13 protein-coding genes and 2 riboswitches are annotated in these 14,711 nt (G+C 34.9%); of the genes, 6 read left to right on the forward strand and 7 right to left on the reverse strand.

Annotated features, from left to right (window positions below; genetic code table 11):
* Positions 1 to 53 precede the first annotated feature (53 nt).
* A riboswitch (SAM riboswitch) is annotated at positions 54 to 164 on the reverse strand.
* A gap of 511 nt (positions 165 to 675) precedes the next feature.
* The 3 genes from NiCM35_RS09420 to NiCM35_RS09430 all read right to left on the reverse strand — a co-directional run bounded on the left by NiCM35_RS09420 (position 676) and on the right by NiCM35_RS09430 (position 3,804).
* Positions 676 to 1,983: a nucleobase:cation symporter-2 family protein gene (locus tag NiCM35_RS09420; protein ID WP_123260535.1), complete on the reverse strand. Its 1,308-nt coding sequence runs from the start codon at positions 1,981 to 1,983 to the stop codon at positions 676 to 678.
* 1 nt (position 1,984) lies between these two features.
* On the reverse strand, positions 1,985 to 2,593 hold the full coding sequence (locus NiCM35_RS09425) for a xanthine phosphoribosyltransferase (protein WP_095329891.1): 609 nt from the start codon (positions 2,591 to 2,593) through the stop codon (positions 1,985 to 1,987).
* Between the two features lie 162 nt (positions 2,594 to 2,755).
* A riboswitch (purine riboswitch) is annotated at positions 2,756 to 2,857 on the reverse strand.
* A 125-nt stretch (positions 2,858 to 2,982) separates the two neighbouring features.
* Positions 2,983 to 3,804 (reverse strand): methyl-accepting chemotaxis protein, encoded by an 822-nt coding sequence (locus NiCM35_RS09430; protein WP_095329893.1) that lies wholly within the window; start codon positions 3,802 to 3,804, stop codon positions 2,983 to 2,985.
* Between the two features lie 191 nt (positions 3,805 to 3,995).
* Between NiCM35_RS09430 and NiCM35_RS09435 the strand changes: the two genes are divergently transcribed.
* The 4 genes from NiCM35_RS09435 (at position 3,996) to NiCM35_RS09450 (ending at position 8,501) form a co-directional block, all read left to right on the forward strand.
* Complete coding sequence (locus NiCM35_RS09435) at positions 3,996 to 4,685, forward strand: response regulator transcription factor (RefSeq protein WP_095329890.1); 690 nt, start codon at positions 3,996 to 3,998, stop codon at positions 4,683 to 4,685.
* Positions 4,682 to 5,683: a sensor histidine kinase gene (locus NiCM35_RS09440; RefSeq protein ID WP_172859431.1), complete on the forward strand. Its 1,002-nt coding sequence runs from the start codon at positions 4,682 to 4,684 to the stop codon at positions 5,681 to 5,683. Before NiCM35_RS09435 ends, NiCM35_RS09440 begins: the two co-directional genes overlap by 4 nt.
* A 123-nt stretch (positions 5,684 to 5,806) precedes the next feature.
* Positions 5,807 to 6,571, forward strand: a complete 765-nt coding sequence (locus NiCM35_RS09445; protein WP_095329888.1) for an ABC transporter ATP-binding protein — start codon at positions 5,807 to 5,809, stop codon at positions 6,569 to 6,571.
* Positions 6,558 to 8,501, forward strand: coding sequence for an ABC transporter permease (locus NiCM35_RS09450; RefSeq protein WP_095329887.1), 1,944 nt, complete (start codon positions 6,558 to 6,560; stop codon positions 8,499 to 8,501). The genes NiCM35_RS09445 and NiCM35_RS09450 overlap by 14 nt, the downstream gene beginning before the upstream one ends.
* A gap of 60 nt (positions 8,502 to 8,561) precedes the next feature.
* On the opposite strand, the gene NiCM35_RS09455 is transcribed toward NiCM35_RS09450, so the two are convergent.
* The 3 genes from NiCM35_RS09455 to NiCM35_RS09465 form a co-directional block, all read right to left on the reverse strand.
* Positions 8,562 to 9,422 (reverse strand): hypothetical protein, encoded by an 861-nt coding sequence (locus NiCM35_RS09455; RefSeq protein ID WP_095329886.1) that lies wholly within the window; start codon positions 9,420 to 9,422, stop codon positions 8,562 to 8,564.
* Between the two features lie 328 nt (positions 9,423 to 9,750).
* Entirely contained in the window at positions 9,751 to 10,941 is a 1,191-nt protein-coding gene (locus NiCM35_RS09460) for a MalY/PatB family protein (protein WP_341123219.1), read from the reverse strand.
* A gap of 167 nt (positions 10,942 to 11,108) precedes the next feature.
* Positions 11,109 to 12,383, reverse strand: coding sequence for an ATP-binding protein (locus tag NiCM35_RS09465; protein ID WP_433779305.1), 1,275 nt, complete (start codon positions 12,381 to 12,383; stop codon positions 11,109 to 11,111).
* Positions 12,384 to 12,571: 188 nt separating this feature from the next.
* Here NiCM35_RS09465 and NiCM35_RS09470 point away from each other — a divergent pair, with 188 nt between their 5' ends.
* Both NiCM35_RS09470 and NiCM35_RS09475 read left to right on the forward strand, forming a co-directional pair.
* Entirely contained in the window at positions 12,572 to 13,039 is a 468-nt protein-coding gene (locus tag NiCM35_RS09470; protein ID WP_123260531.1) for a hypothetical protein, read from the forward strand.
* Positions 13,040 to 13,090: 51 nt separating this feature from the next.
* Complete coding sequence (locus tag NiCM35_RS09475; RefSeq protein ID WP_433779307.1) at positions 13,091 to 14,332, forward strand: MFS transporter; 1,242 nt, start codon at positions 13,091 to 13,093, stop codon at positions 14,330 to 14,332.
* 13 nt (positions 14,333 to 14,345) lie between these two features.
* Here NiCM35_RS09475 and NiCM35_RS09480 read toward each other — a convergent pair whose 3' ends face one another.
* On the reverse strand, positions 14,346 to 14,618 hold the full coding sequence (locus NiCM35_RS09480) for a hypothetical protein (RefSeq protein ID WP_095329881.1): 273 nt from the start codon (positions 14,616 to 14,618) through the stop codon (positions 14,346 to 14,348).
* Positions 14,619 to 14,711: the final 93 nt, after the last annotated feature.

The raw sequence follows: 14,711 nt of genomic DNA on the forward strand, positions 1-14,711 counted from the left end.
TCTTCTTTCCAGAAAGAAAAAGCAGGGCCTTTATAAGACAAAGAAACTACTTTTTCTCATCTTTCAAATGCACAATTAGCATTTGCAGGAATTGGCACGGTGTTTAATATAAATCCGCTGCCGAGACTTCTTCGGGCCTGTCCCTCCGTCTCTCTGGATAAGAAAAATGTTTTATGTAATTTTGTAAGATTTGATAACAACTATAAAACTAGATAAATAAATTGTCAACTATGTTTTTGTATTTTTTTATTTGCATATATGCTTCGTTATAAAAATAAATTATTCTTATAAAACATTCACTTGATATAAATCCCTATTAATCTTTCCGATTAGTTTTTTCCATATTGCTCGTTACTTCCCCAAGGTATAATAGAGTTTAATTGCTTTTACATGCGGAATAATAAATTATTCTTATTACACTAAAGCTCCTTTACCATCGACTTCAATCCACTCAGAATATTCTCTTAACCTATTTCTATAATCATCGACATATATATATCAATATAATAAAAATCTTAAATGCAATTAAATTTATCGGAATAATTTTTATAAAAAAGAAAGTGTAATTTCTCTCGATTTATTCTTATATTGGATTACTTTTGCCTTTTTGATTAAACAAAATAAGACTTCCCGTTTTCTCTGGAAAGTCTTATTTATTTGTTTTAGCGCCGCTATTTAGGCTGCTGTCTTTTCTTCCATTTGTACTGTTTTGGCACGAGACCCGGGAATTATGTTAAATAATATATTTAAGATAATCGCAGTTAGCCCACCTGCCACAATACCGCTTTGGAAGAGGATGCGGATGCTTTCTGGAAATTTCATAAAGATTTCTGGAACAACAGTTACACCAAGTCCCATTCCAATCGAGCAAGCAAGAATGAGCAAGTTTCCTTGCTGATTAAAATCGACCTGTCCTAGCATTTTAATACCATAGGACACAACCATCCCAAACATTGCAAGTGAAGCTCCTCCAAGGACAGCTGTTGGAATCAATGTTGTAATAGCTGCAATCTTAGGAATAAAGCCTAAAATAACTAAAATGGTTCCTGCTGCATAAATGACATTCTTTGTTTTTACACCTGTTAATTGAACTAAACCTACATTTTGGGAATAAGCCGTGTATGGGAAGGAGTTGAAAATCCCGCCAATTACAGAAGCAATTCCTTCCGCTCGATATCCTTGTGCTAAATCTTTTTCCGAAACCTTTTTATTAGTAATATCTCCTAATGCTAAATAAACACCTGTTGATTCAATTAAACTCACAATAGCAACAAGAGTCATCGTGATAATGGAAGTGAGATCAAAGGTTGGAGTCCCAAAATAAAACGGAGTAATACCATGAATCCATTTTGCCTCCCCCACTTCTGAAAAATGAACCATTCCCATAAAAGCTGCAATAACAGTTCCAATGATAATTCCTAGTAAAATAGAAATGGTTTTGATAAATCCAGTTGTAAATCTATTAAGTAAAATGATGATAGCTAATACACCAAAAGCAAGTACCAGGTTCTTTATGTTTCCAAAATCTGCGCTTCCTTCTCCTCCTGCCATATCATTAAATGCTACAGGAATTAAAGTAAGACCAATAATTGTAACGACAGAACCAGTTACGACCGGAGGAAAAAATTTCACAAGCTTGCTAAAGATGGAAGAGATAAGAACAACAATAATACCAGAAACAATAATTGCACCATAAATGGCCGTTATTCCATGCTTACTTCCAATCGCAATCATTGGACCAACTGCAGTAAATGTACAGCCAAGCATAACAGGAAGACCAATTCCAAAAAATTTATTTTTCCAAACCTGGAGCAATGTTGCAACACCACATGTTAATAAATCAATCGATATAAGATAGGTTAACTGTTCAGGTGTTAATTTTAATGCTCCACCAACTATTAAAGGTACTAGCACAGCACCAGCGTACATTGCTAGTACATGCTGCAGACCTACAGACCATGTTTTTACTGACATTTTTTCCATTTTAATATCCTCCTGCATAAATGCCATCATGTATTCGCTGTTCAGCAAATGTTACTTTTCCACCCTTTAAAGAGGCAATTCTTGCTAGAGATTCTACTCGATAGCCTTTTGCGATTAAATCATCTGCTCCTTGCTGGAATGACTTTTCGATTAATATGCCAATTCCACTAACAGTTGCACCAGCCTGCTCGACAATATTCGCTAAGCCTAAAGCAGCCTGTCCATTTGCTAAAAAGTCATCAATTACAAGAACATGGTCATCTGAATGCATATACTTTTTAGAAACTGTAATTTCATTTGACTCTTGTTTTGTAAATGAATAAACTGTTGCTGTATATAAATCGCTTGTTAAAGTAAGGGATTTTCTTTTTCTTGCAAAAATAACCGGAACATCTAATGCTAGACCTGCCATTATAGCTGGTGCGATACCCGATGACTCTATTGTTAAGATTCTAGTAATCCCAGCATCTTTAAACAATCTAGCAAACTCCAAGCCAATTTCCTTCATCAGCTGAGGGTCCATTTGGTGATTAATGAATGAATCTACTTTCAAAACATGATCACTTAACACAATACCTTCTTTTTCAATTTTCTTCTTCAATAACTCCATTAACTAGACTCTCTCCTTTTTTGGAGGATAGCTAATAGCAATAAATGCTCTAACTAATCCTTAAATAATACAAAAAAGCACAGCCGCTTACTCATAGAGTAAGCGGCTGTGCTTTTAAAAGCAAAAATAGACTGCCCTATTTATGCATAGATCAGTATATCTCCATTTTATACGCTTACCCGTAGTCAGATGATTAACGGTCATCTGGTAGAAACTTGCAGGCCATATTCCTGCTATTATACGAGTGTATTTATCGATTGATTATTTGACAACATAATGGATTATAACGGATTTTTTCGAAAATGAAAACTAAATTTTTTTAATGGATAAAGTTTCCAGCTTAGTGATTGAATAATTAATTGCTAAAAGCCGCTTAAAAAAGACTAATTCTATAGCTTATTAGAATAGTCATTTAACTTTTTTGCCATCTCTAAAATTTCTTCCATAAAGACGGATGTATGTTCAATGGAATCTGCTTGTTTTTCCCCGATAGCTGCAATTTTTCCAATCGATTCATTGATGGACTGAGTTGTCTGTTTTATTTGTTCCATTGTTTGTGAAATTGTCTGTGTAAAGCTGACAGTTTCTTTAGAGAATTTTCGAATTTCATTCGCTACTACTTCAAAGCCTCTTCCTTTCTCGCCTGCTCTCGCTGCTTCAATGGCAGCATTCAATCCTAATAGATTCGTTTGATCTGCAACTTTTTTTATGATAGATACTACTTCATTCGTTTTCCTAATATTTTCTTCGGCAACACTTGATTGTTCTAAAAGAATCTTTGAGAAATCTACTAAAGAATGAGACCCATCTGCAATATGATCAATATGCTTTTGCGATTGTGTTAACGATTTTGTTATTTGATCGACAATATTCCGTATCTCTGTTTGTCTTTTTAATTGAACAGCTATTCCACCAATTACTTCTCCCTTTTTATTTAATATTGGGGAAGCAGTGCCAATAAATTCAAAACCATAAAAATCTGCCGGCACTTCCTGCTTTAAGGTTTTCTTAAGCTGAATTGCCTCTCTCAGCGGTTCATCAGACTGTAAGGGCTGATTTGTTTTGATATGTAAATTAATTATCTCTCCAGGAAAATAAGCGATAAATTTTTCTTTATCACAAATGGCTATCGAAAGATCTGCTGGTATTGCTGCTTTAATAATTGGTACAATGGGAATAATATCTTCTAAAGATTCTACTTGTTTAATCACTGATGCTGCACTCCAATCTGTCAAAATCACTTTACTATAATAGCATACCTCTTCCATATATTAGCGATTTTTTAATTTTCGCTTCCACATCCCTCCTTTGTTAGGAATTAAGATGTTATAATGACCGTAGTTCTCTTCTTATTATTCACAAATAGAAGCGAATAAAAACCTATTCATATGTGGTGATTTCCATGTTTAAAATACTTTTAATCGAAGATGATCAAACGTTATTTCAGGCAATAAAGGAACGTTTAGAGCAATGGTCCTACGAAGCGATTGGGATTCATGATTTTAATAATGTAATGCAAGAATTTACGGAAAAGAAACCTGATTTAGTCATTATCGATATCCAACTTCCTAAATATGATGGGTTTCATTGGTGCCGATTGATTAGAAGCCACTCCAATGTCCCAATTATTTTCCTATCTTCTCGAGATCATCCAACTGACATGGTGATGTCGATGCAGCTGGGAGCCGATGACTTTGTCCAAAAGCCATTTCACTTTGACGTCTTAATTGCAAAGATTCAGGCTACCTTACGAAGAGTTTATAATTACAACATCGAGCAGTCCTCTCTGAAAACTTGGTGTGGTGCCACCATTGATTTTGAGAAAAATACAGTTACCTCCGTCAATGGGGAAATCGAGTTAACGAAAAATGAAATGTTCATTTTAAAAATATTATTAGACAAAAAAAATAAAATCGTATCGAGAGATGATCTTATCAATGAACTATGGAACGATAAACGCTTCGTTAGTGACAATACACTAACCGTAAACGTAAATCGTTTGCGAAAAAAACTTGATGAACTTTCTCTCGGAAGCAATATAGAAACTAAAGTTGGACAAGGCTACATGGCTATTGAAGAGGACACGTTATGATCAGAAAATTTCTAGTAGAAAAAAGAAGCTGGATTCTCTTTATTCTTTTTTTACAGCTGTTTCAATTATTTATGTCCATTATTGATGAGACAATTTCCTTTTATTCAATGATATATATTTGCTTTATTAGCATCCTCTTGTTTGTGATTTTCTGCTTTATCCGCTATCAGAAAGAGACTACGTTTTATAAAAGCCTTTCTGCTCGAGAAGATGATTTAGATCTTACAACCTTAGCGTCAGCAAAAACACCTTTTGAAAAAATAATTGCGGATAGCTTTACAACCCAAACTAGCATGTTAAAGATAGAAAGATATCAAAATCTTCAGCAGCTTGAACTAGAAAAGGATGAATTGCTTTCTTGGATTCATGAAGTAAAAACACCATTAACAGCATTACGTTTACTAATAGATGCTATTGAAAATCAGGAAATGAAGACATCCTTGACATTCGAATGGTTAAGAATTCACCATCTCTTAGATCAACAACTGTACCAAAAACGTTTTTCATTTATTCAAAATGATCTCTACATAGAGAATGTTGATATCGAAATGATTCTTTTCGAAGAAATAAAAACATTACAGTCATGGTGCATGCAAAAAGGAATCGGTTTTGATATTGAACTACAGAAAAAGATGATATTAACCGATGGAAAATGGCTTTCGTTTATTATTAGGCAGCTATTGAGTAATGCCGTTAAATATAGTAATGAATCAGATATTATCATAAGAAGCTATGAGAATGACGGATATAACTGTTTAGAAATAACCGATAATGGAATAGGAATAAGCCCGCAAGACTTGCCAAGAATCTTTGCAAAAGGCTTTACTTCCACCTCCAAGCACCAAAATAATTATGCTACTGGAATGGGATTATATTTATCTAAAAAAATCGCAGATGTACTCAAAATCAATATTGCTGTCCATTCTAAATTAAATAGAGGTACCACCTTCACCCTTACTTTTCCGAAGAACAATGAATTTAATCAAATTCATAACTAAACATAGTGACTGCGAGGCATCGTGACAAAAATGTCACATGCTTCTTTTAATTGTTCGTCAAATCGAGGGAATGGATAAAATACTTTTTGTATACTTAATCTATCATGTAAAGGAGTGTGGAGTATGGATATCTTAGTTGCTTCAAAGGTCCATAAAAGTTATGGCAATAAAGCAAATCGTCAAGAAGTGCTGAAGGGCGTAAATTTGAACGTCCAAAAAGGCGAATTTGTCAGTATTATGGGTGCCTCTGGCTCAGGGAAAACAACCTTGTTGAACGTTCTTTCTTCTATCGATCAAGCCAGCGGAGGAACTATTCGAATCGTAGAGAAGGAAATTACCCGTCTCAAAGAAAAGCAGTTAGCAGAGTTCCGAAAAAATCACTTAGGATTTATCTTTCAAGATTATAATTTACTCGATACTTTAACCGTTAAAGAAAATATTCTTTTACCATTATCGATTACAAAAACGCCCAAAAAAGAGGCTCATCAACGTTTTGATACTTTAGCGAAAGAATTAGGTATTTACGAAATAAAAGATAAGTATCCAAATGAAATTTCAGGTGGTCAAAAGCAAAGAACTTCTGCAGCCAGAGCTTTCATCCATGAACCAAGTATTATATTCGCAGATGAACCAACCGGGGCTCTTGATTCTAAGTCTGCCTCAGATTTATTAAATAAATTGAGTCATTTAAACCAAACAAGAAGTGCAACCATCCTTATGGTAACCCATGACCCAGTCGCTGCAAGCTATTGTAATCGAGTTGTTTTTATTAAAGATGGCCAAATTTATACACAGCTTTATAAAGGAGACCAGGATAGACAGCGCTTTTTCCAAGATATTATCAAAACACAGGGAATTTTGGGTGGTGTGCAAAATGACCGTAAGTAATCTTGTTATTCGAAATCTCAAAAAAAATATAAAATACTATTATCTTTATATTTTTGCCTTAGTATTCAGCGTGTCCCTCTATTTTTCCTTTGTAACCTTACAATATGACCCATCGATGGACGTGGTAGAAAATTCAGTCAAAGGTGGCGCTGCGATTAAAGCGGCCTCTATTCTTTTAATAGCAATTGTTGCGATTTTTCTACTCTATGCCAATACGATTTTTATTAAGCGGCGCGGAAAAGAAATTGGACTTTTCCAATTAATTGGAATGACTAAAAGCAGAATTTTCCGTTTATTAACACTGGAAAATTTCATTTTATATTTTCTATCTATTGTTATCGGTATTTTTATTGGCGTTTCTTTTTCTAAAATAACCATCATGATTCTATTCAAAGTAACCGGAGTCCAAGGCATTGCGAAACTTCACTTTTCGCCAGAAGCTCTCGTCCAAACAGTCATTGTCTTTTGCGCCATATATGTTCTCATTATGTTAATGAACTATATTTTCATTAAAGGCCAAACGATTCTTTCCTTATTCCGGGTTACATCTTCAACAGAAGCACGAGTAAAGAAAATGTCTGTATGGGAAATGATTATCGGTGCTACAGGAATTATTTTTATCATAAGCGGCTACTACATCTCGTCCCAGCTTTTTAATGGCAACTTTCAATCCATGAATGAATTGTTTTTCGCTATGATTTCTATTCTCGCTCTAGTTATAATCGGAACATATCTATTTTATAAAGGATCTGTCAGCTTTTTGTTTAACCTTATTCGTAAAAGTAAGAATGGCTACATTAATATTAATCAAGTACTTTCCCTGTCTAGTATTATGTTTCGGATGAAATCAAATGCTATTTTATTAACAATTATAACAACCGTTTCTGCGCTGGCACTAGGCTTTCTTTGTTTAAGCTATATATCTTACTATTCTGCTGAAAAAAATGCAGAACAAAATGTTCCAGCCGATTTCACCTTTGACAATGTCCAAGATGCAGAAGCTTTTACAAGCCGACTGAAAGAGCAAAAAATTGCTTATAAGGAAAACAGAATTCCTGTTATTCAGACTATCTTTGATATTAAGGGAGTCTTGGCTAATATTCCCGAGGGATTCGCACAAGATACCAGCGAGATGCAATTGCCGGTTATTAGTGAAGACTATGTAGATGATGTTCATCTATCTAAAGAAGAAGTACTTTTTGATGGATATAGTTCTACCTTAGAAAAATTTATCCAATTAAAATCTACAGGCTCGATTACCATGGAGTTAAAAGGCCAATCCATCCCATTAAGTTATTTAGGAATGAAGGAAATGAACATTCTTCCTTTTAACTTTTCTAGCGGCGGACTAATGACCGTAATTGTCGACTCTTCTGTCTTTGATTTAGTAGAAAAGAATAGGGATAAAAGTCTTCAATCTCCTTCTACTCTTTATATTGCGATTAATATTAATAAGGATCAAGATATTATAGACGCTGATAAAATTTATCAAAAACTAACTTTTGAAAGTCAGAAAACTTTATCACGTTATGAGACAAGCCAGTCTCAAAAGGAATTTATGGGATTAGCGATGTTTATTGTCGGTTTTCTTGGGCTAACTTTCCTTATCACATCAGGGTGTATCCTTTACTTTAAACAGATGGACGAAGGAGAAGAAGAAAAGTATAACTATACCATCCTCCGTAAGCTAGGCTATACACAGAATGATTTAGTAAACGGGATTAAATCAAAACAACTATTTAACTTTGGAATTCCATTACTTATCGGCCTGCTTCATAGTTATTTTGCTGTCAAATCTGGCTGGTTCTTCTTTGGATCGGAATTATGGGCACCAATGTTCATTGTAATGGGGCTATATGCAGTACTGTATTCCATCTTTGGAATTCTCTCCGTTATTTATTATAAAAAGATCATTAGCGAGGCGTTGTAAAGGCATCACCGCTTATCATTCAAATAAAAAAGGGAATCAGATAGTCTGATTCCCTTTTTATTAGTTTGCTTCTTGGTTCCAGCCAAAAAGTTCATTATCTCGTTGTTCGGATTCTAAAATAGCATGGTGAAAGGCTTTAAAATCAATAGGCTGATCTTTTTTCTCCGTAATCGCCTTAATATATTCACCAAGTTTCACCTTATTCTCCGGTGAAACTTGCCCAAATGGAATTTCTGCCGATCTGCCATAGTAAACATCAGCTGTTTTAGCCGCTAATTTTACTTTCTTACTATTAATTAAATAACGGGAATTAGGAACCGTATAAACAGTCTCCCAATCACTTTCTGTTTCCAACTGAATTTTTGATAGATGTTCTCCTGCAACTGAAATAAGGATTACATCAGGCTGTAAGTATTCAATAAGCTCATGCCATAATTTCACGCCTTCTGCTTGAAGATCTTTCTTTGCTTCTTTGCTTAAACTATCCCAAGTAGGATTAGTAGCAAGCGGTGAGCAAATATCTGTATGCAATGCCGTATTTTCTTTGTTACCATAAAAGCTTGCATTCATTCCATTCAATAACGGTTCAAAAGAAGGCTCATACCATGCTTTATATGGGTCTTTTTCAAAATACTGGTCAAGTGCAGTAATATACTGTTGATTGAATTGATAGTGATGGTCTCGTTTCATCGATTGAAACCTTTGGAAAGGGTCAGGGTCAGGGAAATCACGTCTAGACGGATTTAGACCTACAGTAATGATGCGGATAGGGGATTCAAAATATTTCTTACTATTACCAAAATACATAATTGGCATCGAGGGCTTTACGATATACGTCCTCTCTTTCTTACTTTCATACATTTCCCAATACTTTTTAATTAATTCGGTTTGTACTGCCTGTTGAATAACAATAAAAATCATCCTTTCAATTTAGTAAAAAATAATAGCAAGTCCACCAAAAAGGGACTTCCTTCCTCTCTATTATATATTATCCTTAGGCTATTGGTAAAGAATACGTCATCTTTTATAAAAAATCTTTTTATGGTAAAAAAACATAATCTTTCTCTATAAATTCCGGCTGATGCCCTGTTTATACACTAGGATAGTTAACTATTCTTTTAATCAAAGCACACAAAAAGAAAAGGAGCTGATCATTAAAGATACTTTTTCTAAACAAGTATATTTGTTTCCAGTTCATTCCTGTTAAAAGTATCAGTATAATCAGACCCTCGAAAAAAAGCTACGCTCTTTATTTTAAATCTGCGAACTCTCTTGCAATTCTTTCTATGGCTTCTTTTATAATCGGTCTTGGGGAAGGAATACAAATTCGTTGATGATTAATTCCTTCTTCTCCGAACATACTGCCATCTTCTAGTAAAACATTGGCTTTATGATAAATACGCTCATGCACTTCTTCTGGCGTTATTCCATATCCGCTGAAATCCATCCACATAATATAGGTTCCTTCTGGGATTGTTACTTTCACTTTTGGCATATTTTCATCAATGTAAGCCTTTACCCATTCCATGGTTCCGTCAATATATTCCTTTAATTCCTCAAGCCATTCTTCTCCTTCCTTATAAACCGCAATAAGCGCAGATATTGTAAAAGGAGATGCCAATTGGTGCCCCATTTCTTTATTAAATGCATTGCGCAGCTTCACATTTGGAATGATTAAATTCGTGCAGTGAAGTCCTGCCACGTTAAATGTTTTATTAATTGCCGTACATGTAATCAAATGATCCTGATTATCTGCTACCATCGCAATTGGAGTGAATTTCTGTGTACGTCTAATTAAATCCCCATGAATTTCATCTGCAATAATTAACACATTATGTTTTACACAAATCTCATTTAAACGAGTTAGTTCTTCTACTGTAAAAATGCGACCAGTTGGATTATGGGGATTACAAAGAATAAACAGCTTCGTTGATTCTTCCTTTGCCTTCTCTTCAAAATCAGCAAAATCGATGGTATAATACCCTGCTTCGTCTTGAAGTAATGCATTATTCCGAACCACTCTGCCATTTCCTTCAATTGCCGAAGTAAATGGCGGATAAACTGGACGTTGAATGATTACACCATCTCCAACCTCTGTAAAAGCACGCACAGCCATATTAATTGCATGAACTGTTCCCGGACTGTAGACAATAGATTCTCTGTCTATCTCCCAATTATGTCTTTTTTTAAACCAAAGCTGAATTGCTTCATAGTACTCATCTGGAAAAATAGAATAGCCGTATATGCGATTATCTACCGTTTTATGTAATGCATCTACTAATGCTTGTGGTACGGGCAAATCCATATCTGCTGTAAATAAGGGGATTGTCTCTTCATCATACCGCTCTGTAAGTCCCATCTCCTTAATAATTTTTCCACCATCCCATTTAATCGAATAGGTATTTCGCCGATTTACTACTTCATCAAAGTTATTAATCACTACATCCACCATCCTTTTGCTAGTTTGAAGTCATTATAACATGGAGTGTTTGGAAAAAACTCGACTGGAATCTTTACCATCTAAAGTTTATTACCTTTTACGCCAAACTTATTTCCTTTATTCAAATAAACCTCCGCTATTTTAGTGGAGGTTTACATCTGCTTCTATTATGCTTTGGAAACTGTACCAAGTAATGTATCTTGTGTAGCGGCTGGAAAGATTATGGTTGCCTTTGTTCCTTTGTTTAACTCGCTTTGGAAGCTCAAATTGCCATTATGACTTTCAATGATTTTGAAACAGGTCATTAAACCAAGACCTGTCCCTTTTTCCTTCGTTGTAAAAAATGGTTCACCAAGTGTTCCTAATCTCTCGTCCGGAATGCCTACTCCCTGATCCATAATTTCTATCGATATATTGCCATCCTGGAGAGACGTACCCTTAATAGAAATATATCCACCCTTTGGCATAGCTTCTATAGCATTTTGTAGTAAGTTTATAAATACTTGTTTTAGGCGTTTTTCCTCACATAAAATCATTGGAATGTCCCATTCGTATACTTCTTTGATCTGAATATTATGTAAGCTTAATTGAGTATGTATTAATGTAACAACGTCTTTAATAATATTACGAATATCTTTAACTAAAAAAACATCCGCCGTAGGTTTAGCGAGAAAAAGCAACTCGCCGACAATCCCATTAATTCTTTCTATCTCTGTCAATACGATTTCAAAATATTTATTTTGGGGATTTTCTGCCTTCGCTAGCTGAATAAAGCCTTTAATCGAGGTTAATGGATTTCTAATTTCATGGGCAATTCCTGCAGACATCTCTCCCAAAATCGCTAATTTTTCTGACTTCTGGAGCAAATGCATCGTTTGCTCTTTACTAGCTGTTATATCTTTTCCAATCGATAATATCACATCTTCACCATTTAACTTTATCGCTAAACAGGAGGCCTCATAGAAAAAATCATTTCCAGCAACACGTTTCATTTTATATTCAATAGGAGAGAGCGGTTTCTTTTTCTCTAAGGCAATATTCAGCCGCATTTTCCACCGTTCCATATAGTCTGCTGCGACAAACTCTCCAAATGATCGATTAATTAACTCTTGGCCGCTAGATGCTCCCATCATTCTAACAGCAGCATGATTGACATAGACTAACTTGTTTTCTCTTAAGGAGTGAATAAATATGGATTCAGGTAATGAATCCATTAGAAGTCGATAGCTTTCTTCACTATCCTTAGCCTTCTTCTCATAGTATTTGGACAGATCATACCTCCAGCCAACAATCCACGCTAAGATCGTAAACAGAAAAAAGTCAATATTGAAAAATGGTTCGTGCTTTATAACAAATTGATAAGTAGTAAATAATATAGAGATTGTTACTAACGTAATTTGTCCCCATGTTTTTATTTGCCTATTACGATTCCAAAGCAGCATAGACATTGCCCCTTCAAAGTATAATTTCTATATACGTTCGTCTTAATGAACATCACATCTTTTCTCCTATCTTATCATTTTTTAACTAGAAGCGCATTTGCTAATATTAGAATAATTAATTGCTGTTTTATTATTTTCCATCCTCCAGTATAATCTAATGAAAGGAAACATTAAAAGGGAGGGACACAATGGTAGATTTTTTTAAAATTATCGCGGAAATTGTTAATATTCTTCATGATATTATTATGGATGCTGCTGCTATTCTTGGTTGGCAAGCCACAGACAAAGATTTGCATTTATGGATTATCGGCCTTATCGGAATTATTTCATTCTTTATTGTTCAATTTATTTTTAAACGGTTAGCCGCTTGGAGTATCAAGAGTATTTCTTTTATTTATACATTTACACTTATTCTTGTATTAGTATTTGCCATTGAAATTCAGCAAGGAATTACAGGACGGGGAAATATGGAGTTCGCAGATGCTGTGGCCGGGATTAACGGGTTTCTTCTTTTCTTTGGGATCTATCTAGTTATTACTCTATTGTTTAAAGGGATTAAAAAAATCCTTCGCAAAAAAAGTAATCATGTGGACACCAATAATCATTCAAACGAAGATAGCAATCTTCCATCTCGCCAATCACGCTATCATAAATAATAGTCTTCATAACTCATTAGTTACATTTTTGAAGATAAAGGAATGATACCTATGAATCGCTTGAACGCTTTTAGTAAGAAACATTCTAAAATTAATTATTCTGTTTTACTTGCTATTATTTTTGGCGGGTTCCTCATTTTCGGATTATCAGAGAACGTTAAAGGACCTGCTATCCCTATCATTCAAGCAGATTTTCTTTTAAGTGAGTCACAAATAGGATTTTTGCTTGCTATCAATTCACTTGGCTATTTAATTGCTTGTACCTTTACTGCCGCTTTAGCCAATAAAATTGGCATCAAATGGACTGGAGTTGTTGCTTTCGCCGCAATGGCTCTTTCAGGTATTTGTCTTTATTTCTCCGAAAAATATTTCACCCTTTCTTCCTCCTATTTCCTTTTATATATTGGAAATGGGATGCTTGAAATCGGACTGGGGATAATGGCAGCACGAATTTTCACAAAGAATACGGGATTAATGATGAATCTCGCTCATTTTTTCTATGGACTAAGCTCAATGGTTGCACCTATTATTGCCTCTTGGATGATGAAATGGACAATCGCAGGCGAAGAATTAAGCTGGCGAGGAATGTATTTTATTGTGCTGCTTTTAGCCATTCTCCCTATCATCCCTTCTATCTTCGGCAAATTTCCAGAAGAGGAAACTAGTGATGACGAATCAGTGTCATATCGATTTTTACTTCGCGATCCAGTTGCATGGCTTATTGTCATGATACTTTCCTTTGGGGTGGTATCTGAATTGGCTGTCGGAGGCTGGTTAGTAAACTTTTTAATTAAAGCGTATTCATGGAATGTGGAAACAGCTTCTGGTATGTTATCTATGTTTTTTCTCTTCTTTATGCTTTCACGGCTAGTTCTTGGCCCACTAACAGATAAAATCGGCTATACACTCTCCATCATGATCTTTGCTGCCTTTTCCGGCATTTGCAGTTTTGCTGCCATTATCATCGGCGAAAAAGGTGCGATTCTTTTCGCTATCGCCGGAATAGGAATTGCCCCCATTTACCCGACTGTAATGGCATTGCTTGCCAAAAGGTATCCGAAAGGAACGGGTACAGCCATAACCTTTACTGTTACTCTAATGGGAATTGCCAGTGTGTTCGGGAACCTGCTAATTGGAGTCATAATTGATGGGATAAATCGTTTGTTTTATACAAGCAATGGTGTCATTGGACAACAGGCAGGCTATGGATTTATCGCATTATTATCGTTGCTTTGCTCCATTTGCTGTATCATTTTATATTATTATTTACGTAAAAGGCAGGAAGTTATTTAATTGCTACTGCCTCCTATTTAATCTTTAGATAGATAGATTTTATCGATATGGTTGTCAAGATAAGCAGCAAGAAGAGGATGCAGCATCCAATATAAAAGAGTACATCAGGATAATACTTCCATTGATAAAAGTAATAAATAGATACTCCTATTAACACTATAAGAAATAATTCAAAAAGAAATGCAGTAATCATAAAAGCAAAATAAGGATATATAATTCCTTTATGATTGACATTGGTCAAAGTTATGCCATCCCAAAAGCGATCAGCTAGTCTAGCAAAACGCATATAGTCCTCTCCTTCAAAAAAGATATATATTAATCTATGAATTTCCTTTGAAAGTCATGCCACACTTTTTGAAGAGAGGGTTTTAAAAGGCGC

Source organism: Niallia sp. M35 (genome assembly GCF_050971705.1).
GTDB classification, from domain to species: Bacteria; Bacillota; Bacilli; order Bacillales; family Cytobacillaceae; genus Niallia; species Niallia circulans_A.

Coding starts and splice junctions, on each gene's coding strand:
- NiCM35_RS09420 (WP_123260535.1), bottom strand. CDS start 1,983: ATGGAAAAAATGTCAGTAAAAACATGGTCTGTAGGTCTGCAGCATGTA.
- NiCM35_RS09425 (WP_095329891.1), bottom strand. CDS start 2,593: ATGGAGTTATTGAAGAAGAAAATTGAAAAAGAAGGTATTGTGTTAAGT.
- NiCM35_RS09435 (WP_095329890.1), top strand. CDS start 3,996: ATGTTTAAAATACTTTTAATCGAAGATGATCAAACGTTATTTCAGGCA.
- NiCM35_RS09440 (WP_172859431.1), top strand. CDS start 4,682: ATGATCAGAAAATTTCTAGTAGAAAAAAGAAGCTGGATTCTCTTTATT.
- NiCM35_RS09445 (WP_095329888.1), top strand. CDS start 5,807: ATGGATATCTTAGTTGCTTCAAAGGTCCATAAAAGTTATGGCAATAAA.
- NiCM35_RS09450 (WP_095329887.1), top strand. CDS start 6,558: ATGACCGTAAGTAATCTTGTTATTCGAAATCTCAAAAAAAATATAAAA.
- NiCM35_RS09455 (WP_095329886.1), bottom strand. CDS start 9,422: ATGATTTTTATTGTTATTCAACAGGCAGTACAAACCGAATTAATTAAA.
- NiCM35_RS09465 (WP_433779305.1), bottom strand. CDS start 12,383: ATGCTGCTTTGGAATCGTAATAGGCAAATAAAAACATGGGGACAAATT.
- NiCM35_RS09470 (WP_123260531.1), top strand. CDS start 12,572: ATGGTAGATTTTTTTAAAATTATCGCGGAAATTGTTAATATTCTTCAT.
- NiCM35_RS09475 (WP_433779307.1), top strand. CDS start 13,091: ATGAATCGCTTGAACGCTTTTAGTAAGAAACATTCTAAAATTAATTAT.
- NiCM35_RS09480 (WP_095329881.1), bottom strand. CDS start 14,618: ATGCGTTTTGCTAGACTAGCTGATCGCTTTTGGGATGGCATAACTTTG.